The sequence below is a fragment of the Enterobacter sp. ENT02 genome (genome assembly GCF_019219165.1).
Lineage (GTDB): Bacteria > Pseudomonadota > Gammaproteobacteria > Enterobacterales > Enterobacteriaceae > Enterobacter > Enterobacter mori.
In genome coordinates, this window is sequence record NZ_JAHUWD010000012.1 from 1 (window position 1) to 25,856 (window position 25,856).

The following is a 25,856-nucleotide window of genomic DNA, read 5'->3' on the forward strand; positions in this document are numbered from 1 at the left end:
CAGAGACTTGGTATTCATTTATTGTCCGAAGACATTAAGAATCCATGTCACTTTGAGTGCCCACACAGATTGTCTGATAAATTGTTAAAGAGCAGTGCAACGCGGCTTTCGCTCACCGTTGCGAGGTCCCGTATATTACGTTTTCCTCATTCAGAGTCAAGCAATTATTTTTACTTTTCTCTGTTGGCGTTCATCTCTGAACCCCGCTAACCCGGCGGCTTGCAAGCCGTTGTTCCGTGTCAGTGGAGGCGCATTATAGGGAGTTCTCAGACGTTGACAACCCCTCTTTTAAAAAAAACGTTTAACCGTCTCTTTTTTGCGCAAAACTGTGTCAGAGCGCCAGTTTTTCGAGCGTTTCAAACCCATAACGGTGTAAAACGGGTAAAAGTTGCTCAGTTTCTTTTGTTATCGCCATACAAAAAGCGATATTCGCGTCAGACGATTTTGCATCCGGCGCTTCATGTTCCAGCAGCCAGGCCGTGCGTCGAGCGATGGCAGCACCAGAATCCACCAGCCGAGTTCCTTCCGGGAGTACCTCTAACAGTTCTTCCTGTAATAGAGGGAAGTGAGTGCAGCCCAGCACAACCGTATCCGGTGGCTCCGGCATCCGCAGCCACGGGCGAAGAATGCGACGCAATTCGTCGAGTGATACCGCCTCTCCGTGCAACTTGGCTTCCGCCATCTCCACCAATTCTGCCGAACCCAGCATGGCGATCTGGCACTCATTGGCGAAACGGTCAATGAGTTCGCGCGTATAAGGACGTTTTACCGTTCCACGCGTGGCCAGCAAACCGACGATACCATTCGCCGTCAGACGTGCAGCGGGTTTAATTGCAGGCACAACACCCACAACCGGGAACGGGAATTTTTCACGCAGGGCTGGAAGGGAGACCGTGCTCGCCGTATTGCAGGCAATAACCGCCAGCGCCAGGGGATAGCGCTGTTGAACCGCAGTGACGATTTCAACCACACGCTCAACAATAAAGTCTTCACTCTTTTCCCCATACGGAAACGCGACGTTATCAAAGGCGTAGATGTAATGGAGATCCGGCAGCAGATGCCGAATCTCATCATAGACCGAAAGCCCACCGACGCCGGAATCAAACACCAGCACGGTGGGACGCGGATTAGAAGGTGTAGCTGCCAGACAAGGTGTATTCCCGTCCTGCAGTTTGATAGCCATAAACTGTCTCGTAATCTTTATCGAACAGGTTGGCTATTTTACCACGAACTGTGAGGTGAGAGGTGACAGGATATGAAACTGCGGCATCCCACAGGCTTACACCGCCCATTTTAACCTTTTGATACGGATAGGTTCCGAAGTTGGTGTCGTAACGCGTCCCCAGGTAATGGTAAGTTAGGCTCCAGTCGAGATCATAGATCTGGGTATCGAGCTGGTACTTCACCTGCTGCTTAGCACGACGATCAAGAAGTTCGTTGGTCGTCGCATTACGCGCATCAACATAGTCATATCCGACGGTATGCATCACCGGGCCAGTGTCAAATGACGCCGTGGCTTCTACACCTTTAATGCGTGCTTTGCCGACGTTGTAATATTCCTGGAGGTTGTTATTGAAGTCGATAAGATTATCGACATCGTTTCGGTAAGCTGAAACACGCCAGCTCACACCTGCCGTAAGCCCCTCGAATGCACCTTCCCACTGCTTGCTTTCTTCTGGCTCAAGATGGTCGTTGCCATAGTAGCCGTAAAGCTGCCCTAAATTAGGCGCTTTATATGCCGTGCCGTAAGAGGCGATAAACCGATAACCCTCAATGAATTCCCAGGCGGCACTGCTCTGCCAGGTACCATGGCGACCAAACTGAGAGTTATCGTCGCTACGGGCTGCTCCTTCGAGGGTAAAGTCGCCTAATTTTTGCAACCCGGTCAGATAGACGCCCGTGTTACGCAAGTCGTAGCCATTCGAGACATAGTTTGTGTTGGGCTCAGTGCTCTGTTTCTGCCAGTCGACACCCGCGCCAATGTTGCCGTGTCCGACGTCAACGGAGTTGGTCCACTGAACGTTGTACTGTTTGATTTCATCCAGCGTCGCCGTGGAGTCATAACGCCCCAGATGCGGATCGTAGTTAAAGTCTTTGCTGTGGCTGTAGCTGGAGAGCAACTGTGAATGGAAGATGTCCTCGTTAAAGTGCAACCCGGCATCCCATGTCTGACTATACAACTGGCGGGTATCAACCAACACATCAGGTGTAAATGCGCTGTAATAGCCGTCATAAGCGGTACGGTTGCTGTAGCCATAACTGCGCACAAACCCACTCCACTGCTCAGAGAATGTATGTTCCAGCGCGCCGTATAGCGTTTTATTCATATAACCGTCGCGATCGGTCTGAGCAAGACCACCGTTATTGCCGTCCGCGACCACATCAAAACCTTTGGTATAGGTGTAATCACCCGCCAGCGTCACGCGCGTGCTGTCGCCTAATGTTTGCTGCGTGCTGCCACCATAATTTTGGTAACCGTGCGAACCGACTCCCGCGTTCAGCGTTGTACCGTCTTTTGCTCGCGTGGTGATAATGTTCACCACGCCGCCAATCGCGTCTGAGCCATACACAGCAGAACGTGGTCCACGAATGTATTCGATTCGCTGTACCAGGGCGATCGGGAACTGGCTGAGATCTGACGATCCCGTGACACCCGCCTGGTTAAGGCGAATACCATCGACGAGAATCAGGACGTGACTGGAGTTGGTGCCACGTATAAAGAGAGAAGAGAGTTGCCCCATCCCGCCATTTTGCGCCGTATCCACGCCGGGCAAGCGGCGCATGACATCGATAACGGTCGTGGATTGCCAGCGATCAATATCTTCACGCGTTACAACCGAGGTTGCAGCCAGAACAGATTTTTCAGGTTGTTCAAAACGATTTGCCGTCACCACCAACGAGTCGGCACTGTCCTGCGCCCAGCCCGAAAATGCCGTGACGGACAACGCCGTCAACAGCGATACTTTTTTAATCATTGTTAAAGCATCCACAATATAAGAAGGATGCCGCAAGCCTCATCTATAGCACGCGATGATGAAACCAAATGCGACGTGATCCCGGCAGGTCTTCGGGCTAGGTGGCGTTATACGGATGAAGACTTCCCATTTTCACAGTGTCTACAACTCTCATCCCGCCAGTCTTTACCGCTGCGCGTCAGCTCCAGATTTTCACTGGATTCCCTTTTCACTCTCAGGAGACCGGAAACAGAATGCTACAATTAGACACGTATAGATGTCCAGATAGCTATTGGCCATTAAATCTGGACATCCCCTGAACAATGCCTACAATCCCCGCGTAATTCTTTATCACTCAGGACGCATCATGACCCCAGAACACCTCCCGACAGAACAGTACGACGCGCAGCTGGCAGAGAAAGTCGTCCGCCTGCAAAGTATGATGACGCCTTTCAACGCGCCCGTTCCCGAGGTGTTCCGCTCTCCTGTCAGCCACTACCGCATGCGTGCCGAGTTCCGCATCTGGCACGACGGTGACGATCTGTACCACATCATTTTCGATCAGCAGACGAAGTCCCGTATTCGCGTGGACAGCTTTCCGGCGGCGAGCGAGCTCATTAACCAGTTAATGAAGCTGATAATGGACGGCGTGCGCAACAACCCTGTGCTGCGCAACAAGCTGTTCCAGATTGACTACCTGACCACGCAAAGCAATCAGGCGATTGTCTCGCTGCTGTATCACAAAGCCTTGAACGACGAGTGGCGCGAGCAGGCAGAAGCGCTGCGCGATGCGCTGCGCGCGCAGAACATCAACGTTCACCTGATTGGCCGCGCGACCAAAACTAAAATCATGCTCGACCAGGACTACATCGACGAGCGCCTGCCGGTAGCGGGTAAAGAGATGGTGTATCGTCAGGTCGAGAACAGCTTCACCCAGCCGAACGCCGCAATGAACGTGCAGATGCTGGAATGGGCGCTGAAAGCGACGGAAGGGTCTAAGGGCGATCTGCTGGAACTGTACTGCGGTAACGGCAACTTCTCGCTGGCGCTGGCGCGTAACTTCGATCGCGTGCTGGCAACGGAAATCGCCAAGCCGTCGGTTGCCGCCGCGCAGTACAACATTGCCGCTAACCATATCGACAACGTGCAGATCATTCGTATGGCGGCAGAAGAGTTCACGCAGGCGATGAACGGCGTACGCCAGTTTAACCGCCTGGAAGGGATCGATCTGAAGAGCTACCAGTGTGAGACGATTTTTGTCGATCCGCCGCGCAGTGGCCTGGACAGCGAAACCGAAAAGATGGTGCAGGCGTACCCGCGCATTTTGTACATCTCCTGTAACCCGGAGACGCTGTGCAAGAACCTCGAAACATTGAGCCAGACGCACAAGGTTGAACGTCTGGCGCTGTTCGATCAGTTCCCGTATACGCACCATATGGAGTGCGGTGTTTTACTTACCGCACGGTGATCTGTAGGCCGGATAAGCGTAGCGCCATCCGGCGTTTTTGGCAGGTGGCGCTTCGCTTACCTGCCCTACACATAATTCATTACTCTGGTAACTGGCTCTTGCGGCTACGCATGCGCGAACCAATCCAGAACACCAGCGCCACAGACAGTACCGCCGGCAGGAAGTTAGAGCCGATATCCGGATACTCCGCGCGCACCACGGTGCTATACAGCAAGACGCCCAGAATAAAGCAGGCAGCGGCCAGCCCCGGTAACCCCACCGGCATGGTGCGGTTCAGGTAACGTTGATGCAGGCAGTAAACCGTCAGCACCAGCGCAATAAGCGGGAAAATCGAAAACGGCACGATTGAGCTAAAAATAGCGGCAAACGTACCATTAATGGATAAGCCAGCGATCAATGCCAGCAACAGCGTCCCTTTATCCTGACCTGACTGTTTCATTACTCACCTTCACTCTTCGGTTTGATGTGCCAACTTCTCTTGTTCACGGCGATACCAGTAGTACGCACCTTTCGAAATCATGCGCAGCTGCAATACCAGTCGCTCTTCGAGCTGCTTGCGTTGTTCAATGCTGACATCCAGCGCTTCGGCACCTGCGCTGAAAACAATCGTCACCATGGCTTCGGCCTGTGCTTCAGTAAACGCACGCGGCATATGGTTTTCGAGTTCCAGATAGTCGGCAAGTTCCGCGATGAAGTGCTGAATTTCACGCGCGACGGCGGCACGAAACGCCGCCGATGTGCCCGAACGCTCGCGCAGAAGCAGACGAAACGCGTTGGGGTTATTGCCGATAAATTCCATAAAAGTCGACACGGAGGTGCGGATCACGCTGCCCCCTTTAGCGATACGCTGACGCGCCTGGCGCATCAGCTGTCTCAGCATCAGCCCGCTCTCATCGACCATGGTAAGGCCCAGTTCATCCACATCACGGAAGTGACGATAGAAGGACGTTGGCGCAATTCCGGCCTCGCGTGCGACTTCGCGCAGGCTCAAACTGGCAAAACTCCGCTCAGCACTCAGTTGACTGAATGCGGCTTCCACCAGCGAACGCCGGGTTTTCTCTTTTTGTTGTGCTCTTACGCCCATCACGATAGTTGAATCCTTCCAAAGGCCTGATGGCACTATACCAGAGAATAAAATTAATCTGTTTGCCTGGCTTTGTGAATGATTGTTTACGTGCGGTTTGTGCTCCACTGCCGGAAAAAAGCACAACGATAATTGGGTTACTCTGGCAATGATGTTATGATTCTGTTGCTTTTATGTATAAGAACAGGTAAGCCTTGCCATGCCACATTCCTACGATTACGACGCAATAGTTATTGGTTCCGGCCCCGGCGGCGAAGGCGCTGCTATGGGTCTGGTGAAACAGGGAGCCAGAGTAGCGGTCATTGAGCGCTACCATAATGTCGGCGGCGGTTGCACCCACTGGGGCACCATCCCTTCGAAAGCCCTCCGCCACGCCGTTAGCCGCATTATTGAATTTAACCAGAACCCTCTCTACAGCGACCACTCCCGACTTCTTCGTTCCTCCTTTGCCGACATCCTGAATCACGCGGATACCGTCATTAACCAGCAGACGCGCATGCGTCAGGGGTTTTATGAGCGTAACCACTGTGAGATTTTGCAGGGCAACGCGCATTTTGTGGATGAACATACCCTGGCGCTCGAATGCCACGACGGTTCGGTTGAAACCCTCACCGCCGAAAAATTTGTTATCGCCTGCGGTTCACGTCCATACCATCCGGCAGACGTGGACTTCTCGCACCCGCGCGTTTACGACAGCGACTCCATTCTCAGCCTGCAGCACGAACCACGCCATGTGATCATCTATGGCGCGGGCGTGATTGGCTGTGAATATGCGTCGATATTCCGCGGAATGGAGGTCAAAGTTGATCTCATCAACACCCGCGACCGCCTGCTGGCATTCCTCGACCAGGAGATGTCAGACTCCCTCTCCTATCACTTCTGGAACAGCGGCGTAGTCATTCGCCACAACGAAGAGTACGAGAAGATCGAAGGCTGCGACGACGGGGTGATCATGCACCTGAAGTCCGGCAAAAAGCTGAAAGCCGACTGCCTGCTGTACGCCAACGGCCGTACCGGCAACACGGATTCACTGAAGCTGGAAAATATCGGGCTTGAGACCGACAGCCGCGGTCAGCTGAAGGTCAACAGCATGTACCAGACCGCACTACCGCACGTTTACGCGGTCGGCGACGTGATTGGTTACCCGAGCCTGGCCTCCGCCGCTTACGACCAGGGGCGCATTGCGGCTCAGGCGCTGGTAAAAGGCGAAGCGACGGCGCACCTGATCGAAGATATCCCAACGGGGATCTACACTATTCCTGAAATCAGTTCAGTCGGTAAAACCGAGCAGCAGCTGACGGCAATGAAGGTGCCTTACGAGGTGGGACGTGCCCAGTTTAAACATCTGGCGCGGGCGCAAATCGTGGGGATGAGCGTAGGTACGCTGAAGATCCTGTTCCATCGCGAAACGAAAGAGATCCTGGGTATTCACTGCTTCGGTGAACGCGCGGCGGAAATCATTCATATCGGCCAGGCAATAATGGAGCAGAAAGGTGGTGGTAACACCATCGAGTACTTCGTTAACACCACCTTTAACTACCCGACGATGGCAGAAGCCTACCGGGTAGCTGCGCTGAACGGCTTAAACCGCCTGTTTTAACGCGTTGTCAAAATGGCCATCCATCGAACCACGGATGGCCTCTGCCAGCTGCTCATAGCGGCTGCGCAGCGGTGAACCCGGACGATAAACGAGGCCAATGGTGCGACGCGGCTCCGGCTTGATGCACGGCAGATAGACTACGCCATCACGCTTACGCTCGCGCGGCACGGCCAGCGCAGGCAGCAGCGTAATTCCGCTTCCCGCCGCGACCATATTACGCAGCGTTTCCAGGCTGGTTGCGCGGAAATGGGTATCCTCATCCGCACCCGCTTCGAAGCAGAAGCCCATCGCCTGATCGCGCAGGCAGTGGCCATCTTCCAGCATCAGCAGCTTTTCACCGGCCAGATCGGCCATCGGCACGCGATCGCGGTTCGCCCACGGATGATCTTCATAGATCGCCAGCATCATCGGCTCATCGAACAGCGGCACTTCAATAAAGGCTTCGCTCTCTTTCACCAGCGCCAGAATGGCGCAGTCGAGCTTGCCGCTATCTAACTGCGCCAGCAGCTGATGCGTTTGCGCTTCATGCAGGTACATTTCGAGTTTCGGGAACGTCTGGTGCAGCATCGGGATGATGTGCGGCAACAGGTACGGGCCAACGGTTGGGATCAGGCCGATATGCAGCGGGCCGGACATCGCCTCCCCCTGCTGGCTTGCCATTTCCTTGAGCACTTTGACCTCGCGCAGCACGGTGCGCGCCTGATCCACCAGCAGCAGACCTGCCTGTGTGAACAGAACCTTACGACTGGTGCGCTCCAGCAGCATCACGCCCAGCTCGTCTTCCAGCTTGCGGATCTGACCGCTCAGCGTGGGCTGGCTGACGTGGCAGGAATCTGCCGCGCGGCGAAAGTGACGATGCTCGGCTAACGCTACCAGGTATTCAAGATCACGAATATTCATTATTCATCCTCCGTCGCCACGATAGTTCATGGCGATAGATAGCATAGCAACGAACGATTATCCCTATCAAGCATTCTGTTGAATAATACACCACATAGACGAGGCGGCACGTGTTTGACCCTTGACGTCCCCGCACCGTCAGCGAGTTTCTCTCAAAACTCGAACAACTAAAGCCAACGTGAACTTTTGCGGACCCCGTGGTCCGCTTTTTTTTGCGTAAAAAAGCCTGGCACTAAGCCAGGCTACATTTACCCTCACCCTAGCCCTCTCCCTAAGGGAGAGGGAACCGATCGAGCCCCTCTCCTCGTGGGAGAGGGGTTGGGGTGAGGGCATCACACCGCACAAATCAAACCAACCGGCTCTTCGCATCCGCAATCGCCTGCGCCACCTGCTTCGGCGACACGCCGCCTTTCGCCGCACGCTTATCCAGACAAGACTGCAGGGCCAGAATCGGATACACATCGTCTCCAATCACCGCGCTGAATTTCTGCAGCTCGGCCAGCGTCAGATCTTCCAGAGGCTTGCCCTGACGAATCGCCTCTACCACCGCTTCACCGACAATATGGTGCGCCTCGCGGAACGGTACGCCTTTCGCCACCAGGTAGTCCGCCAGCTCGGTGGAGTTTGCATAGCCCTGCTGCGCCGCTTCCTGGCAGCGCGGACGTTTCACCTGAATGCCGTCCAGCACCAGCGCGCCCATATGCAGGCAGTCCAGCCAGGTGTCGAGCGCGTCGAACAGCCCTTCTTTATCTTCCTGCATATCTTTGTTGTACGCCAGCGGCAGCCCTTTCAGGGTCATCATCATGCCGGTCAGCGCACCCTGCACGCGGCCACACTTGCCGCGGATCAGCTCCAGCGCGTCCGGGTTTTTCTTCTGCGGCATCAGGGATGAGCCTGAGGTCACGCGGTCGGACAGCTCGACGAAGCCCGCTTCGCCAGAGTTAAAGAAGATCAGGTCTTCGGCAAAGCGCGACAGGTGCACCATCCCGATAGAGGCATTGGAGAGCAGCTCCAGCACGTGGTCGCGGTCAGAAACGCTGTCCAGGCTGTTACGGGTGGCGGAGGCAAAGCCCAGCCAGCCTGCCAGCTGTTCACGGTCAATTTCATACGCCGTACCGGCCAGCGCGCCGCTGCCCAGCGGGCTGACGTCCAGGCGCTTCAGGGTATCCTGCAGACGGCTTTCGTCACGCGCCAGCATCTCAACGTAGGCCAGACACCAGTGCGCAAAGGTCACCGGCTGGGCGCGCTGCAGGTGGGTATAACCCGGCATCACCGCGTCCTGGTTGTTCTGCGCGGTCTCCACCAGCGCACTCTGCAGCTGACGGTTGGCCGCCAGCAGTTCGCCAACGGTATCTTTACACCACAGCTTCAGGTCGGTGGCGACCTGATCGTTACGGCTGCGCCCGGTGTGCAGCTTTTTACCCAGTTGGCCGACTTTGTCGATCAGTTTGCCTTCCACCCAGCTGTGAATATCTTCAGCATCGCTTTCGAGGATCTGCTGCGGGTTAAGACGCACCTCTTCCAGCAGATTGTTCAGCGCGTCTTCCAGCTGTAATTGTTCGTCTGCGGTCAGTACGCCCACCGTCACCAGCGCTTTGGACCAGGCCACAGAGCCGACAATATCCTGTTCGGCCAGGCGGTAGTCGAAGCGCAAAGAGTCGTTGAACTGTTTGAACCGCTGATCCGCTGCCTGTGTAAAACGCCCACCCCAAAGTGCCATAACATGATTCCTTTATTCGTTAGTTCTGCCGGGTGGCGCTTCGCTTACCCGGCCTACGGTCATTCAATAAAAACTTAGGCTAAAATACGCGTGCCAATCGGCGTGCCGTTAAACAGCGCCGGGAGCTGCTCCGCGTGACGCCAGGAGGCGATATCCACAGGGCGGCCCAGCGTACGCGCCGCATCCAGCGCGGCGTTCACTTTAACGATCATGCCGTCGGTAATAATGCCCTGTTCGATCAGCTGCTCAGCTTTGGCGGCGGTCATTTCCGCAATGCGCTGGCCTTTACCGTCCAGAATGCCGCTCACGTCGGAGAGCAGGATCAGGTCCGCACCCAGCGTTGCCGCCAGTGCCGTCGCCGCCTGGTCAGCGTTGACGTTCATCAGCTCGCCCTCTTCGGTCACACCGATAGAGCTCACCACCGGCAGGAACCCCCCTTCCAGCAGCGTATTAATCAGCTTAGGCGAACCCGGCTGTGCCAGTCCAACGTGGCCGAGCTCTTCGTCGAGCTGGGTCACTTTTACGCTGTCGCCATCGCCCAGATAGAGGCCAACGGAGGCAATGTGGTGTTTCTTCGCCCACGCCAGCAGCGTTTTGTTCGCCGTACCCGCCAGCGCACCGGTAATGATGTCGATCTGGTCAGCAGGCGTGACGCGCAGGCCGTTCTTCTTTTTCACCGGCAGGTTGAGCCCTTTCATCAGCTCGTCCACCACGCAACCGCCGCCGTGCACAATCACCAGCGGACGTTGGTGTGATTCACGATAGTTCACCAGCGCGGTAAACAGACGCTCCAGCGCTTCTTCGCTGTCCAGCAGTACACCACCGAGTTTGATAATTAATGGGTTCATCATCACACCTTAAATAAGAGCCTGCGTTTCCGGGAAACCGAAACGAATATTTGCACACTGCATTGCCTGTGCGGCAGCGCCTTTGAGTAAGTTATCTTCTGCGGCGACCACAATTATATGCTCGCCCTGCACGGCAAAGCCGATGTCGCAGAATGGCAGGCCGACCACATTTTTCAGCGCCGGCACGCCTTTGTCGTACAGACGTACCAGCGGTTTATCCGCGTACGCCTGCGTGAAGGCCTCGCTCACCTGCTCTTTGGTCACGCCAGGCTTCAGGCGGCAGGTAATGGTTTCGAGGATCCCTCGCGGGAAGCTGCCCAGGTGCGGGGTGAAAATCACCTCGGCGCCCAGATGCGTCGTGATTTCAGGGTGATGACGGTGATTAAACACGCCATACGGCTGAAGGCTCACTTCGCAGAAGCTGTTGGAGATAGCGGCCTTGCGCCCTGCTCCGCTCACGCCGCTGGTAGCGTTGATCACCGGCCACTGGTTGAGATCCAGCAGGCCCGCGTCGATCAGCGGCTTCAGGGAAAGCTGCGCCGCCGTCGGGTAGCAGCCCGGCACGGCAATCAGGTTCGCTTCTTTCAGCTTGTCTGCGCTCCACTCCGCCAGGCCGTACACCGCTTTTTCAAGCAGATCCGGGTGCTGATGGGTGAAACCATAATATTTTTCGTAAAACGCGCCGTCGTTAACGCGGAACGCGCCGGAGAGATCGAAGACTACGCAGCCAGCCGCCAGAAACTGCGGCGCCAGGTCGTGGCTGACCTCGTGCGCGGTGGCTAAAAACACCACGTCGACGCCGTCGGTAAACTCGCTGATGTCAGACATTGGCTGCAGCGGCAGATCGACAATGCCCCTAAGCTGCGGATGCAAATCGGAAATTAACTTTCCTGCATCATTGCTTTGCGCTGACACGGTCAAAGCGGTTATGGTCATATGTGGATGGCGATTCACGTAGCTTACAAGCTCTGCGCCCGCATAACCGCTAGCGCCTACAATCAGCGTATTCAACATCGGGTTCCTTTATGCTCAACGTTAATGTATTTTTATTCACATTTATTGCATGAATATTGATACTATCACGACCTAAGGTGTGTCAACAATGAAAATGAACTTACCGCCATTTATCGAGATCTACCGCGCCCTGATTGCCACTCCGTCCATCAGCGCAACGGAAGAAGCGCTGGATCAGAGCAATGAGTCTTTAATCAATCTGCTGGCGGGTTGGTTTAGCGATCTTGGGTTTAACGTTGAGGTTCAGCCCGTCCCCGGAACACGCCACAAATTCAACCTGCTCGCCCGCACCGGTACCGGTGCGGGCGGCCTGCTGCTGGCCGGTCATACCGACACCGTACCGTTTGACGATGGCCGCTGGACGCGCGACCCGTTCACCCTGACCGAGCACGACAACAAGCTCTACGGCCTGGGCACCGCCGACATGAAAGGCTTCTTCGCCTTTATCCTCGACGCGCTGCGTGACGTGGACGTGACGAAGCTGAAAAAACCGCTCTACATTCTGGCGACCGCCGATGAAGAGACCAGCATGGCGGGCGCGCGCTACTTCTCTGAAAACACGTCGATTCGCCCGGATTGCGCGATCATCGGCGAGCCGACTTCCCTGCAGCCGATTCGCGCGCATAAAGGCCATATCTCTACCGCCGTGCGCGTGCTGGGCCAGTCCGGCCACTCCAGCGATCCGGCGCGCGGCGTGAACGCCATCGAACTGATGCATGACGCCATCGGCCGCATCATGACGCTGCGCGACGACCTGAAAGAGCGCTATCACTACGAGGCGTTCACCGTGCCGTATCCGACGCTAAACCTCGGCAGCCTGCACGGCGGTGATGCTTCGAACCGCATCTGCGCCTGCTGTGAACTGCACATGGACATCCGCCCGCTGCCAGGCATGACCCTGAGCGATCTCGACGGCCTGCTGAATGAAGCGCTGGCCCCGGTGAGCGAACGCTGGCCGGGCCGCCTGACGGTCTCGGAACTGCACCCGCCGATCCCGGGCTATGAGTGCCCGCCGGATCACCAGCTGGTCCAGGTGGTGGAAAAACTGCTCGGCGAAAAAACCGACGTGGTGAACTACTGCACCGAAGCGCCGTTTATTCAGACCCTGTGCCCGACGCTGGTGCTCGGCCCGGGCTCCATCAACCAGGCTCACCAGCCGGATGAATATCTGGAAACCCGCTTCATCAAGCCCACCCGTGAACTGATTACCCAGGTTGTGCATCACTTCTGCTGGCATTAAAACAGCCCCTCACCCTGCCCTCTCCCCAAAGGGGAGAGGGTTAGGGTGAGGGGAGTAAATCCCGCGATCTCCGTCACATTCCCATAAGCATCTCTTATCTGACGCATAGCGAATTAAATTTCGTAAATTGCCCACATTTATTCGTTTGCTGAACCGTTTTCGCAGCAATTGACGACGGGGGTTTTACGTGGCTTTATAAAGGGAGATGACAAAATAATGTCCAAAAGATTTTCGATTGGGCATAAACAAAAATGATGGGGTGACTGGGTTTTTATGAACGAACAATATTCCGCGTTGCGTAGTAATGTCAGTATGCTCGGCAAAGTGCTTGGAGATACCATCAAAGATGCGTTGGGGGAAAACATCCTCGACCGCGTTGAAACCATCCGCAAGCTGTCTAAATCTTCCCGTGCCGGTAACGAAGCCAATCGTCAGGAGCTGCTCACCACCTTGCAGAACCTGTCAAATGATGAGCTGCTGCCCGTTGCACGCGCATTCAGCCAGTTCCTGAATCTGGCCAACACCGCTGAGCAATACCACAGCATTTCGCCAAATGGCGAAGCTGCCAGCAACCCGGAAGTCATTGCCCGTACGCTTCGTAAACTCAAAGACCAGCCCAATCTCAACGAAGCCACCATCAAAAAAGCGGTGGAATCTCTTTCGCTGGAGCTGGTGCTGACCGCTCACCCAACCGAGATCACTCGTCGTACGCTGATCCACAAAATGGTGGAAGTGAACAACTGTCTTAAGCAGTTAGATAACAAAGACATTGCCGACTACGAGCGCAACCAGCTGATGCGACGCCTGCGCCAGCTGATTGCCCAGTCCTGGCATACCGATGAAATTCGTAAACATCGCCCAAGCCCGGTCGACGAGGCCAAATGGGGCTTTGCGGTGGTGGAAAATAGCCTGTGGGAAGGGATACCAAACTACCTGCGCGAGCTGAACGAACAGCTAGAAGAGAACCTCGGCTACCGCCTGCCGGTTGATTTTGTTCCGGTGCGCTTCACCTCCTGGATGGGCGGCGACCGCGACGGTAACCCGAACGTGACCGCGGAAATCACCCGTCACGTCCTGCTGCTGAGCCGCTGGAAAGCGACCGATCTGTTCCTGAAAGATATTCAGGTACTGATCTCCGAGCTGTCGATGGTTGAAGCAACGCCGGAACTGCGCGCGCTGGCCGGAGAAGAAGGTGCCAGCGAGCCGTACCGTTTCCTGATGAAGAAACTGCGTGGTCAGCTGATGGCGACTCAGGCCTGGCTGGAAGCACGCCTCAAAGGTCAGCGCCTGCCGAAACCCGAAGGTCTGCTCAGCCAGAACGAGCAGCTCTGGGAGCCGCTGTACGCCTGTTACCAGTCGCTTCAGGCCTGTGGCATGGGCATCATCGCCAACGGCGAACTGCTCGACACCCTGCGCCGCGTGAAGTGTTTCGGCGTGCCGCTGGTGCGTATCGATGTACGTCAGGAAAGTACCCGTCATACTGAAGCTCTGGGTGAACTGACCCGCTACCTCGGCATCGGCGATTATGAAAGCTGGTCCGAAGCCGACAAGCAGGCCTTCCTAATCCGCGAACTGAATTCCAAGCGCCCTCTTCTGCCGCGCAACTGGGAGCCAAGCAACGACACCCGCGAAGTGCTCAATACCTGTAAGGCGATCGTGGATGCGCCGAAAGGATCGGTGGCCGCCTATGTGATCTCCATGGCGAAAACCCCGTCCGACGTGCTGGGCGTTCACCTCCTGCTGAAAGAAGCCGGTATCGACTACGCTCTGCCGGTCGCGCCACTCTTTGAAACCCTTGATGACCTGAACAACGCCAACGACGTGATGACGCAGTTGCTGAACATCGACTGGTATCGCGGCTTTATTCAGGGCAAGCAGATGGTGATGATCGGCTATTCCGATTCCGCAAAAGACGCGGGCGTGATGGCGGCATCCTGGGCGCAGTATCAGGCGCAGGACGCGCTGATCAAAACCTGCGAGAAAGCCGGTATTGAACTGACCCTGTTCCACGGACGCGGTGGCTCAATCGGCCGTGGCGGCGCGCCTGCTCACGCGGCACTGCTGTCACAACCACCGGGAAGCCTGAAAGGCGGCCTGCGCGTCACCGAGCAGGGCGAGATGATCCGCTTTAAATACGGTCTGCCGGAAGTGACGATCAGCAGCCTGTCGCTCTACACCAGCGCCATTCTGGAAGCGAACCTGCTGCCACCGCCGGAGCCGAAAGAGTCCTGGTGCCACATCATGGACGAGCTGTCAGACATCTCCTGCGATCTGTACCGCGGCTACGTGCGTGAAAACAAAGATTTCGTGCCTTACTTCCGCTCGGCAACCCCTGAGCAGGAGCTGGGTAAACTGCCGCTGGGCTCGCGTCCGGCCAAACGTCGCCCAACCGGTGGCGTCGAGTCTCTGCGTGCAATTCCGTGGATCTTCGCCTGGACGCAAAACCGTCTGATGCTGCCCGCCTGGCTGGGTGCCGGTGCCGCACTGCAGAAAGTGGTGGAAGACGGCAAGCAAAATGAACTGGAAACCATGTGCCGCGACTGGCCGTTCTTCTCTACCCGCCTGGGCATGCTTGAGATGGTCTTCTCGAAAGCTGACCTGTGGCTGGCGGAATACTACGATCAGCGTCTGGTGAAACCTGAGCTGTGGGCGCTGGGTAAAGAGCTGCGCGAACTGCTGGAAGGCGACATCAAAGTGGTACTGGATATCGCCAACGACTCACACCTGATGGAAGACCTGCCGTGGATTGCCGAATCTATCCAGCTGCGTAACATCTACACCGACCCGCTGAACGTCCTGCAGGCAGAGCTGCTGCACCGTTCGCGTCTGGCAGAAGAGGAAGGTAAAGAGCCGGATCCACGCGTGGAACAGGCGTTAATGGTGACGATTGCAGGCGTTGCGGCAGGTATGCGTAACACTGGCTAATGCTTTACGCCCGGCGGCGCTGCGCTTGCACGGGCCTACGATAAGTAGGCCGGGTAAGCGTTAGCGCCACCCGGCAAATTTCGGTAGTCCCCTTATGCATTTCGATATCACCCTGATTTTGACTGACCTGGTGAACCGCACGTTACCGCTGGGTCAGATTCATTTCTCAGCGCTGAATGAACAGCATCCCCGAACCTCTCCCTGCCTCGGCATTACGCTTGATACCCCCTGCGAGGCCTTTTTTTCTTTTTTTGGACAAATCACACCTCCCGCGCCTCACGTCCTGAGCATACATTTCGGTAAGCAGCAGCTTACAATCGAGTTACAGCGTGACAATGTGCTCTTACAACAATTACAGATTGCCCGACGCGGCCCGCGAACGGGGGCTTTTCTTCTGCAAACGCTCACCGAATTACAGATGCAGCCTGAGGAGCAAGACACAGCAAGGCTGGTGATTTTAAGCCTGCTCAGCCACTGCCGGGATCTGCTTGGCAGCGAAATTCACACCGACAGCCGCAGCCGGGCACTGTTCGAAGCCGTTCGGAGCTATATCGAAGAAAATTATGCCTCTTTGTTAACTCGCGAATCCGTAGCACAGGCGTTCTATATCTCACCAAACTACCTTTCCCATCTATTCCAGAAAGTCGGCAGCGTCGGATTCAATGAATATTTAACAAAAACGCGCCTGGAACATGCGCGTCAGCTGCTGAAAGGCTACGATCTCAAAATTAAAGATATCGCCACACGCTGCGGATTTACGGACAGCAACTACTTTTGCCGTCTCTTTCGCAAACACACCGAACGTTCCCCTTCCGAATATCGACGCCAGTATCACAGCCAGCTCATCGCCAAAAAGTAGCATTGTGATCGCTCTCTCACTTCGCTAAGGACATTACATTTGTCCAGTATTTAGCAAAATTGACCTGTATTCGCCGTGCATGGGTGCGCCGTATCCTTTATTCAACCTTTCTGACTTAAGGAAAAATAATGGAACTGTACCTGGATACCGCCAACGTGGCGGAAGTAGAACGTCTGGCGCACATTTTTCCCATAGCGGGCGTCACCACAAATCCGAGCATCATTGCTGCCAGCCGCGAATCCATCTGGGAGGTGCTCCCGCGCCTGCAAAAAGCCATTGGACCAGAAGGCACTCTGTTTGCCCAAACCATGAGCCGCGACGCAGAAGGCATGGTGGCTGAAGCTAAACGCCTGAGTAATGCCATCCCGGACATCGTGGTGAAAATCCCGGTCACGGCGGAGGGGCTTACCGCGATCAAAGCGCTGAGAAAAGAGGGCATTACCACGCTGGGTACTGCCGTTTATAGCGCCGCACAGGGTTTGCTCGCCGCGCTGGCGGGAGCGAAATATGTCGCTCCCTATGTAAACCGCGTTGATGCTCAGGGTGGTGACGGCATTCGCATGGTCCAGGAGCTGCAATCCCTGCTGGAAATGCACGCGCCGGAATGCAGGGTGCTCGCCGCCAGCTTCAAAACGCCGCGCCAGGCGCTGGACTGCCTTCTCGCCGGATGTGAAGCAATCACGCTTCCTTTAGATGTAGCGCAACAAATGCTCGGCACCCCGGCGGTAGAGTCAGCCATAGAGAAGTTCGAGCAGGACTGGAAAAACGCGTTTGGTAACCTCAACCTCTAAGGGAGAACTGTTATGGACCGTATCATTCAATCACCTGGGAAATACATCCAGGGTGCTGATGTGCTTACCCGTCTCGGCGACTATCTGAAACCGCTGGCACAGCGCTGGCTGGTTGTCGGCGATAAATTTGTGCTGGGTTTTGCCGAAGAAACCCTGCGTCAGAGTTTTAAAAAAGCCGAACTGCATGCAGAAATTGCGCCGTTTGGTGGCGAATGTTCACAAAATGAAATCGATCGTCTGAAAAAGCTGGCCGACAGCGCCGACTGCATGGCAGTGCTGGGCATTGGCGGCGGTAAAACGCTGGATACCGCCAAAGCGCTTGCCCACTTTATGGACGTGCCGGTCGCCATTGCGCCAACCATCGCCTCCACCGATGCGCCGTGCAGCGCCCTTTCCGTGATTTATACCGACAGCGGTGAGTTCGACCGCTACCTGATGCTGCCGCACAACCCGAACATGGTCATTGTCGACACCAAAGTGGTGGCGGGCGCACCGGCGCGGCTGCTGGCCGCCGGGATTGGCGATGCACTGGCAACCTGGTTTGAAGCACGCGCCTGCTCGCGCAGCGGGGCAACCACTATGGCGGGCGGAAAGTGCACACAGGCGGCGTTAGCGCTGGCCGAGCTGTGCTACAACACGCTGGTTGAAGAGGGTGAGAAGGCGATGCTGGCAGCGGAACAGCACGTGGTGACGCCTGCTCTTGAACGCATTATCGAAGCCAACACCTATCTCAGCGGCGTAGGTTTTGAAAGCGGTGGTCTGGCAGCGGCACACGCTATTCATAACGGTATGACGGCGGTACCGGATGCGCATCACTTTTACCACGGCGAAAAAGTGGCGTTTGGCACGCTGACTCAACTGGTGCTGGAAAACGCGCCGGTAGAAGAGATCGAAACCATCGCGGCACTTTGTCACAGCGTGGGGCTGCCGATCACCCTGGCGCAATTGAATATCAAAGAAGATATTCCGGCGAAAATGCGTCTGATTGCGGAAGCATCTTGCGCAGAAGGTGAAACCATTCACAACATGCCGGGCGGCGTGTCACCGGATCAGGTTTACGCGGCGCTGCTGGTTGCCGACCAGTATGGGCAGCGTTTCCTGCAGGAATGGGAGTAAATAGCGTGAATAAAAATCCCCGCATCAGCGGGGATTTTTTTGCCCGTAGGCCGGGTAAGCGTTAGCGCCACCCGGCACAAGGGTTACTGCAGGTCAAACCGATCCAGATCCATCACCTTCGCCCATGCCGCTACGAAGTCACGAACGAACTTCTCGCTGGCATCGCTACTGGCGTAAACCTCAGCCAGCGCGCGCAGGACAGCGTTGGAACCGAAGACAAGGTCGGCACGGGTAGCGGTGTATTTCACTTCACCGCTGGTGCGGTCGCTACCGGCAAACAGTTCGTTTGATTCATCGGTCGCTTTCCACTGGGTGTTCATATCCAGCAGGTTCACGAAGAAATCGTTGCTCAGCACGCCTTCACGGTTGGTGAATACGCCATTCTTGCTGCCATCGAAGTTGGCACCCAGAACGCGCAAGCCACCGATCAGCACCGTCAGCTCTGGCGCGGTCAGCGTCAGCTGCTGGGCTTTGTCGATCAGCAGTGACTCGGTGGTGGACACATCCACCTGCGCACGGTAGTTGCGGAAGCCATCGGCAACGGGTTCGAGCAGGTTAAACATCTCGATATCCGTCTGATCCTGACGCGCATCCACGCGGCCCGGCGTGAACGGTACGTTGACGTAAACACCTGCGGCTTTCGCAGCCTGCTCAACGCCTACGACGCCCGCCAGCACGATGATATCGGCCAGTGAGGCTTTGTTGGTGGTGCGCTGGATAGCTTCCAGAGCAGGTAACGCGCGAACCGCCGCGGCGTTCACGTCCCAATCGCGCTGAGGTGCCAGTGCCAGACGCGCGCCGTTGGCACCGCCGCGCTTATCGCCACCGCGGAAGGTTGACGCTGACGCCCAGGCAACCGAAACCAGTTCGCTCACGGACAGACCGGATGCCACAATTTCCGCTTTCAGGCTTTCAATGTCTTCTTTCGAAGGATTGAACACCGCCTGCGGCAGCGGATCCTGCCAAATCAGATCTTCTTTCGGCACTTCCGGGCCGATGTAACGCGCTTTTGGCCCCATATCGCGGTGGGTCAGCTTGAACCAGGCACGCGCGAAGGCTTCGTTGAAGGCCTGCGGATCGTTCAGGAAGCGGCGGGAAATTTTCTCGAATTCCGGGTCAAAACGCAGCGTCAGGTCGGTAACCAGCATGGTTGGCTTGCGTTTTTTCGACGGGTCAAACGGATCGGGCATGATTTCCGGTGCATCCACGGCTTCAAACTGAATCGCACCTGCTGGGCTGCGGGTCTGCACCCATTCGTATTTGAACAGGTTCTCGAAGAAGTAGTTGCTCCACTGGGTAGGGGTTTGCGACCAGATGACTTCCAGACCGGAGGTAATGGCATCTGCGCCAATCCCCGTGCCGTGCGTGCTCGCCCAGCCCAGGCCCTGCGCTTCAATCGGCGAGGCTTCCGGGTCGGTGCCCACGTGCGTGGCTTCACCCGCGCCGTGGGTTTTGCCGAGAGTGTGGCCGCCCGCGATCAGCGCAACGGTCTCTTCGTCGTTCATGCCCATGTTGCCGAAGGTCGCGCGAATGGCCGCCGCAGCAGACAGGGGTTCACCGCTGGCGTTTGGCCCTTCCGGGTTGACGTAAATCAGGCCCATTTCGGTGGCGGCGAGAGGACGCTTCGCCAGCGCTTCCGGGTCACGGTGGGTCAGCCAGGCCTTTTCATCGCCCCAGTTCACGTCCAGATCCGGCTCCCAGACGTCTTCACGCCCGGCGCCAAAACCAAAGGTGCGGAAGCCAGAGTTCTCCAGCGCCACGTTCCCCGCGAGGATAAACAGGTCAGCCCAGGAAATTTTTTGTCCGTATTTTTGTTTGATAGGCCACAGCAGGCGGCGCGCCTTATCCAGGCTCACGTTATCAGGCCAGGAGTTCAGCGGTGCAAAGCGTTGTTGACCGCGTCCGGCACCGCCGCGCCCGTCAACGGAGCGATAGGTACCTGCCCCGTGCCAGGCCATACGGATAAACAGGCCCGCATAGCTGCCCCAGTCGGCAGGCCACCACGGTTGAGAGTCGGTTAAAAGTGTTTTGAGATCGCCTTTAAGGGCGGAGTAATCAAGCTTGCTAAATTCTTTGCGGTAGTCGAAGTCTTCACCCAGTGGGTTCGAACGATTGGAATGTTGGTTAAGAAGATCGATGCGGAGTTGTTTTGGCCACCAGTCGCGGCTGCCTGTACCTGCGCCCGCGCTGTGATCGACGCCGCCCTGATGGAACGGGCATTTGCCGACTGATGCCGCTTTATTGGTCTCGTCTGACGTGCTCATCGCTTTGCTCCCTTTTACAGTGTTACCGTTACGATATACGCCCTTGTTGATAAGGTATAGTTGAGATAACCCACAGATTCGATAGTTAAATCCGTTTAATTTCCCATGGAAAATACATGAGTTTTGTACGTCAAAGGCAGCATTGCTGATATGGCAGGAAAATAAAACCCTTATAAATCAAAAAACCCTCCGAAGAGGGCTCTTTTTTGTTACACGCCTGGTCTAACGCCGAGCGTGTGGCATATGGCGTAACTCATCTCTGCACGGTTCAGCGTGTAGAAGTGGAAATCCTTCACCCCTTCACGACTCAAGATCTTCACCATGTCCATCGCGATATTTGCGCCCACCAGCTTGCGTGTTTCCGGGTCATCGTCCAGCCCCTCGTACATTTTAGACATCCAAAGCGGAATGCGCACATTGGTCATATCGGCAAATTTCTTCGCCTGTTTGAAGTTAGAGACCGGCAGAATGCCCGGGATAATTTCGACGTCGATACCCGCAGAAACGCAGCGGTCACGGAAGCGCAGGTAGCTTTCAACATCGAAGAAAAATTGCGTTATCGCGCGGTTCGCGCCAGCGTCGACTTTGCGTTTCAGGTTGAGCAGGTCCGCCTGGGCGCTTTTCGCTTCCGGATGCACTTCAGGATAAGCAGCAACGGAGATATCAAAGTCAGCCACGTCTTTCAGCAGCGCAACCAGATCGGCGGCATACATGTCCGGCTTGCCGCTCCCCGGCGGCAGGTCACCGCGCAGGGCAACGATATGACGAATGCCGTTATTCCAGTAATCCTGGGCGATAGCCCGCAGCTCGTCGCGGGTGGCATCGATACAGGTAAGGTGCGGTGCCGCTTCCAGACCGGTACGATCTTTGATGCCTTTAATGATGCTGTGCGTACGGTCACGCTCGCCGGAGTTAGCACCATAAGTCACGGAAACAAACTTCGGTTTCAGGCTGCTCAGGCGATCGATAGAGCTCCACAGGGTTTGCTCCATTTCACTGGTGCGCGGCGGGAAAAATTCAAAAGAGACGTTAATCTGGCCGTTTACTTCGGCCAGGCTCTGATTCAGGGCTTCCCGCTGGTTGGCGTGAAAAAAGCTCATACCTTACCTCTATCTATCGCGTGTCGTTGTCTGTGGTGTTGTGAACTTCTATACGTTTAGACGTCCAGATGTAAAAATGACGGAAAAGCGGAGTGACGTCAACATAAATAATCAACAATAACGGTGAGGTTTGTTCAGGGAAGATGAAGGGAATTCATGATGGGGGGTGAGTGCGGTCTGATGCCCTCACCCTAACCCTCTCCCACAGGGAGAGGGAAATACAGAGGTTACAGTAGCTTAGCCAGACGGTTAATGTCGGACTGGATCGCCCCGGCTGTGACATCGCGCCCCGCGCCCGGACCGCGGATCACCAGCGGGTTATCGCGGTACCAGCGGCTTTCGATAGCGAAGACGTTATCGCACGGCAGCAGCGCCGCCAGCGGATGTTCAGGACGCACCGCCTCCACGCCTACGCGCGCTTTACCGTTCGCCTCGAAACGCGCTACGTAGCGCAGCACCAGGCCCATCTCGTTGGCGGCTTCCAGACGCTGTACCATCTGCTCGTTCAGCTCGTCGCCGTTTTCGAAGAAGTGATCTACAGACCCTTCCTCACAGCCCGCAGGCACCAGCGATTCAACACGCACCTGACCCGGTTCGATGTCGTAGCCCGCTTCACGCGCCAGGATCACCAGCTTACGCATCACGTCTTTTCCGGCAAGGTCCACGCGCGGATCGGGCTCGGTTAAACCCTGCTGCCACGCCTGATCCACCAGGTCGGTGAAGGGTACGGTGCCGTCGAACTGCAGGAACAGCCAGGAGAGCGTACCGGAGAAGATACCGCTCAGCGCCAGAATACTGTCGCCGCTTTCAATCAGGTCGCGCACGGTATGGTTAACCGGCAGCCCCGCGCCAACGGTAGCGTTGTACAGCCAGTGACGACCGGTTTTTTCAAACGCGTCGTGGATCTGACGGTATTTATCGGTGCTGCTCGCCCCCGCCAGCTTGTTAGCGCTGATGACGTGGAAGCCGTGGCTGGCGAAATCCAGATACTGATCCGCAAGCTGCTCGCTGGCGGTCACGTCCAGCACGACCAGGTCATCGTAAGGGTGCGCGCGCATCCACAGGAACAGGGACTCTTCATCCTGCTCAACGGCTTCATCATTAAAGAAGGCAAGCGCGCGGCTGGCGTCCAGCCCTTCGTAATTCAACAGGCTACGGCGGCTGTCCACCACGCCCGCGAGAATAAATTCAAATCCGGTACGCGCGGAGAGCGTTTCCTGCTCACGGGCGAACAGTTCCAGCCAGCGGGAACCGATGTTCCCTTTCCCGAACAGCACCAGGCCGATGCGTTTTTCCGCGCGGAACAGGGAGGTATGCAGACCCTGAATCAGGCTTTCGGTTGGCCCTTTACGCAGCACGGCCACCAGGCTAATTCCCTCTTCCGACTGCCAGGTGAACTCCACCGGCTGGCCTTTCAGTTGCTGCCAGAAGCGGTGGCAGTGCAGCGGGTTACGGGTGACGCCCGCGCCCACCATCGCCACCAGCGCCAGACCTTGACGCAGGCGAAGCTCGCCCGGCAGGCCCGCTTCATCGAGGATTTTCAGCGCGCTGTCCGCCACTTCTGCGGTATAGCAGAACTGCAGCAGCTGGCGGTCGTTGTGAACGCCGACGGCCAGCGGGCGCACCTGAGCACGTTTGAGGATCAGGTCGATATCTTTATGCGCCAGCCTGAAGTCCTGGCCCGCAGGCACCTGGAACTCAATCAGGCAGATGTCGTCGTGGCTGGTGACAATACGCGCGCCCGTACCGGAGGCCAGTACGCGTTCGATACGGGTAGAGCCTTGATCCGGGGTATAGCTGCAGCGCAGCTGCAGGTCGATATCGCTACCGGAAACCGGCTGCAGCGTACGGGCGTGCAGTACCGGCGCGGCCAGACGCGCCAGCTCGCTGGCTTCGTCGAGACGCAGCAGCGGCAGCAGGCAGGCATCTTTCACCTTACGCGGGTCCGCGCTGTAGACACCGGCCACGTCGCTCCAGATGGTGACGCGGGACACGCCCGCCAGCGCACCGATTTGCGTTGCCGAGTAGTCCGAGCCGTTACGGCCCAGCAGCACGGTTTCGCCCGCGTTGCTGCGGCTGATAAAGCCGGTCACGACGATACGTTTGCCCGGATGCTGCACCAGCAGCTGTTGCAGCAGCGGGTAGGACAAACCTTCATCCACCTGAGGCTGCGCGGCGCGTTCGGCACGCAGGAAATCACGCGCGTCGAGCCAGGCCGCCTCCACGCCCAGGTGTTGCAGAACGGCGGCCATCAGACGTGCGGACCACACTTCACCGTGGCCCACCACTTCGGCATAGACCGCGTCGGTAATACCGCTGTCCAGCAGGGCAGCCAGACGCTCAAGGTCATGGGTAAAGGCGCTGATCAGTCCATCCGCCACGTCAGCAGGCAGCAGGCCGGCAATCAGCTCGCTCTGGTAACGGCGTAAAGACTGTTGTACCTGATGCGCAGAAAGGCGATCGGTCTGGCTCAGTTTCAGCCAGCTAATCAACTGGTTGGTGGTGCTGCCCGCCGCCGAGACAACCATCATGTCACCCGGCTGTGAATACTCGGTCATGATCCCTGCAACGCGCAGGTAACACTTCACATCAGCAAGACTACTACCACCAAACTTGTGCAGTTGACGACCCTTCGCCCCTGCCTGCGCTATCACACTCATGATTACCCCTTGGCTGCGACCTGGAAGCCATTTTCCAGATCGGCAATTAAATCTTCAGAATCTTCAATGCCGGTTGAGATACGCAGCAGCGTCTCAGAGATCCCGGCGGCGGCACGTGCTTCCGGTGCCATACCTGCGTGCGTCATGGTCGCGGCGTGGGAGATTAAGCTTTCAACCCCACCTAATGATTCCGCCAGCGTAAACAATGACAGCCCGCTCAGGAAGCGACGCAGCGTTTGCTCGTCACCGTCCAGTTCAAAACTCAACATCGCGCCAAAACCTTTCTGCTGGCGCGCGGCAATCTCGTGCCCCTGATTTTCCGGCAGCGACGGGTGATAGAGTTTCTTCACCAGCGGCTGGGTTTTCAGGAAATCGACGATCGCCTGGGCATTGCGCTGCGCCACTTCCATGCGTGGCGACAGGGTGCGAATGCCGCGTAACAGCAGGTAGCTGTCGAAGGCGCTCGCGGTGACGCCAATGTTATTGGCCCACCATGCCAGTTCGGTGACAACGTCGGGATCTTTTGCAATCACCACGCCTGCCACAACATCAGAATGACCGTTCAGGTATTTAGTGCATGAATGCAACACCAGATCGGCACCCAGTGCTAACGGGTTCTGAAGGGCCGGACTGAGGAACGTATTATCCACTACACTTATCGCTCCCGCATCCCTTGCGAGCTGACAAATTTTCGCAATATCGACAACGCGCAACAATGGATTGCTTGGACTTTCCACCAGAACCAGCTTCGGCTGCTCTGCCAGCGCCTGTTTCAGCGCCTGTTCGTCGTTTTGATCGACAAACAGCACGCGATAGCAGCCGCGTTTTGCCAGGCTATCAAACAGGCGATAGCTGCCGCCGTAGCAGTCGTGCGGCGCAACCAGCAGGTCGCCAGGCTTCAGGAACACCGTCGTCACCAGGTGGATTGCGGACATACCTGTATTGGTTAATACCGCACCCGCCCCCCCTTCCAGCTCTGCCAGGGCACGCTGGGTAACGTCACGCGTAGGGTTGCCACGACGGGAATAGTCATGCGCGCGGGGTTCATTAAATCCGGTGAAATTATAGGTACTGGAAAGATGAATCGGCGGGACAACGCAGCCGTACTGCTCGTCATCATTCAATCCGCTACGCACTGCGATGGTGGCCTGTTTACGCGTCATGGTGAGGGCTTCCTGGCTTAATTAGGTGAAAAGTCAGGCACCAGAGTAAACATTGAAAGTATGGACGTCAATACATCTGGACATCTAAACTTCTTTGCGTATAGATTGAGCAATGCGCAAATAGCCGTTAAAATTATATGCTTTAGTGCA

General features: G+C 56.4%; 19 protein-coding genes and 1 riboswitch. Of the genes, 7 read left to right on the forward strand and 12 right to left on the reverse strand.

Annotation, left to right across the window (positions count from 1 at the left end; genetic code table 11):
• Positions 1-331: 331 nt before the first annotated feature.
• A complete protein-coding gene (murI, locus tag KW829_RS21810; RefSeq protein ID WP_089601530.1) occupies positions 332-1,183 on the reverse strand; it encodes a glutamate racemase in 852 nt (283 codons plus the stop codon).
• Positions 1,128-2,975 (reverse strand): TonB-dependent vitamin B12 receptor BtuB, encoded by a 1,848-nt coding sequence (gene btuB / locus KW829_RS21815; RefSeq protein ID WP_218309080.1) that lies wholly within the window; start codon positions 2,973-2,975, stop codon positions 1,128-1,130. The genes murI and btuB overlap by 56 nt, the downstream gene beginning before the upstream one ends.
• A gap of 65 nt (positions 2,976-3,040) precedes the next feature.
• Positions 3,041-3,217, reverse strand: a riboswitch (cobalamin riboswitch).
• 104 nt (positions 3,218-3,321) lie between these two features.
• On the opposite strand from btuB, the gene trmA reads away from it, so the two are divergent.
• Positions 3,322-4,422: a tRNA (uridine(54)-C5)-methyltransferase TrmA gene (gene trmA / locus KW829_RS21820; RefSeq protein ID WP_218309082.1), complete on the forward strand. Its 1,101-nt coding sequence runs from the start codon at positions 3,322-3,324 to the stop codon at positions 4,420-4,422.
• Between the two features lie 79 nt (positions 4,423-4,501).
• On the opposite strand, the gene KW829_RS21825 is transcribed toward trmA, so the two are convergent.
• Together KW829_RS21825 and fabR are read right to left on the reverse strand one after the other, a co-directional pair.
• Positions 4,502-4,861 (reverse strand): YijD family membrane protein, encoded by a 360-nt coding sequence (locus tag KW829_RS21825; protein WP_042713638.1) that lies wholly within the window; start codon positions 4,859-4,861, stop codon positions 4,502-4,504.
• A 9-nt stretch (positions 4,862-4,870) separates the two neighbouring features.
• Complete coding sequence (gene fabR / locus KW829_RS21830) at positions 4,871-5,509, reverse strand: HTH-type transcriptional repressor FabR (RefSeq protein ID WP_008501784.1); 639 nt, start codon at positions 5,507-5,509, stop codon at positions 4,871-4,873.
• 196 nt (positions 5,510-5,705) lie between these two features.
• Between fabR and sthA the strand changes: the two genes are divergently transcribed.
• The gene (sthA, locus tag KW829_RS21835; protein ID WP_042713640.1) at positions 5,706-7,106 is read left to right on the forward strand and encodes a Si-specific NAD(P)(+) transhydrogenase; all 1,401 of its coding nucleotides are present in this window, start codon (positions 5,706-5,708) and stop codon (positions 7,104-7,106) included.
• On the opposite strand, the gene oxyR is transcribed toward sthA, so the two are convergent.
• The 4 genes from oxyR to argC all read right to left on the reverse strand — a co-directional run bounded on the left by oxyR (position 7,089) and on the right by argC (position 11,588).
• Positions 7,089-8,006 (reverse strand): DNA-binding transcriptional regulator OxyR, encoded by a 918-nt coding sequence (gene oxyR / locus KW829_RS21840; protein ID WP_014172176.1) that lies wholly within the window; start codon positions 8,004-8,006, stop codon positions 7,089-7,091. The genes sthA and oxyR overlap by 18 nt on opposite strands.
• Before the next feature lie 346 nt (positions 8,007-8,352).
• Positions 8,353-9,726 (reverse strand): argininosuccinate lyase, encoded by a 1,374-nt coding sequence (gene argH, locus KW829_RS21845; protein WP_089599273.1) that lies wholly within the window; start codon positions 9,724-9,726, stop codon positions 8,353-8,355.
• 74 nt (positions 9,727-9,800) lie between these two features.
• The gene (gene argB / locus KW829_RS21850) at positions 9,801-10,577 is read right to left on the reverse strand and encodes an acetylglutamate kinase (protein ID WP_089599274.1); all 777 of its coding nucleotides are present in this window, start codon (positions 10,575-10,577) and stop codon (positions 9,801-9,803) included.
• A 6-nt stretch (positions 10,578-10,583) separates the two neighbouring features.
• Positions 10,584-11,588, reverse strand: coding sequence for an N-acetyl-gamma-glutamyl-phosphate reductase (gene argC / locus KW829_RS21855; protein ID WP_182402138.1), 1,005 nt, complete (start codon positions 11,586-11,588; stop codon positions 10,584-10,586).
• An 88-nt stretch (positions 11,589-11,676) separates the two neighbouring features.
• Between argC and argE the strand changes: the two genes are divergently transcribed.
• The 5 genes from argE (at position 11,677) to KW829_RS21880 (ending at position 18,519) form a co-directional block, all read left to right on the forward strand.
• A complete protein-coding gene (argE, locus tag KW829_RS21860; protein ID WP_108417930.1) occupies positions 11,677-12,828 on the forward strand; it encodes an acetylornithine deacetylase in 1,152 nt (383 codons plus the stop codon).
• A gap of 273 nt (positions 12,829-13,101) precedes the next feature.
• Positions 13,102-15,753 carry a phosphoenolpyruvate carboxylase gene (gene ppc, locus KW829_RS21865; protein WP_214595051.1) on the forward strand — a complete coding sequence of 884 codons (2,652 nt, stop codon included), beginning with the start codon at positions 13,102-13,104 and terminating at the stop codon, positions 15,751-15,753.
• Positions 15,754-15,847: 94 nt separating this feature from the next.
• Positions 15,848-16,612: an AraC family transcriptional regulator gene (locus KW829_RS21870; RefSeq protein ID WP_218309083.1), complete on the forward strand. Its 765-nt coding sequence runs from the start codon at positions 15,848-15,850 to the stop codon at positions 16,610-16,612.
• Positions 16,613-16,740: 128 nt separating this feature from the next.
• The gene (fsa, locus tag KW829_RS21875) at positions 16,741-17,403 is read left to right on the forward strand and encodes a fructose-6-phosphate aldolase (protein ID WP_218309084.1); all 663 of its coding nucleotides are present in this window, start codon (positions 16,741-16,743) and stop codon (positions 17,401-17,403) included.
• A gap of 12 nt (positions 17,404-17,415) precedes the next feature.
• Positions 17,416-18,519, forward strand: a complete 1,104-nt coding sequence (locus tag KW829_RS21880) for a glycerol dehydrogenase (protein WP_218309086.1) — start codon at positions 17,416-17,418, stop codon at positions 18,517-18,519.
• 83 nt (positions 18,520-18,602) lie between these two features.
• Here KW829_RS21880 and katG read toward each other — a convergent pair whose 3' ends face one another.
• From katG to metB, 4 genes are all read right to left on the reverse strand, one after another.
• Positions 18,603-20,783 carry a catalase/peroxidase HPI gene (gene katG / locus KW829_RS21885; RefSeq protein WP_089599280.1) on the reverse strand — a complete coding sequence of 727 codons (2,181 nt, stop codon included), beginning with the start codon at positions 20,781-20,783 and terminating at the stop codon, positions 18,603-18,605.
• 209 nt (positions 20,784-20,992) lie between these two features.
• On the reverse strand, positions 20,993-21,883 hold the full coding sequence (gene metF / locus KW829_RS21890; RefSeq protein WP_010436968.1) for a methylenetetrahydrofolate reductase: 891 nt from the start codon (positions 21,881-21,883) through the stop codon (positions 20,993-20,995).
• Between the two features lie 227 nt (positions 21,884-22,110).
• Complete coding sequence (locus KW829_RS21895; protein WP_042718149.1) at positions 22,111-24,543, reverse strand: bifunctional aspartate kinase/homoserine dehydrogenase II; 2,433 nt, start codon at positions 24,541-24,543, stop codon at positions 22,111-22,113.
• 2 nt (positions 24,544-24,545) lie between these two features.
• Positions 24,546-25,706, reverse strand: coding sequence for a cystathionine gamma-synthase (gene metB, locus KW829_RS21900; RefSeq protein ID WP_089599282.1), 1,161 nt, complete (start codon positions 25,704-25,706; stop codon positions 24,546-24,548).
• Between the last annotated feature and the right edge of the window lie 150 nt (positions 25,707-25,856).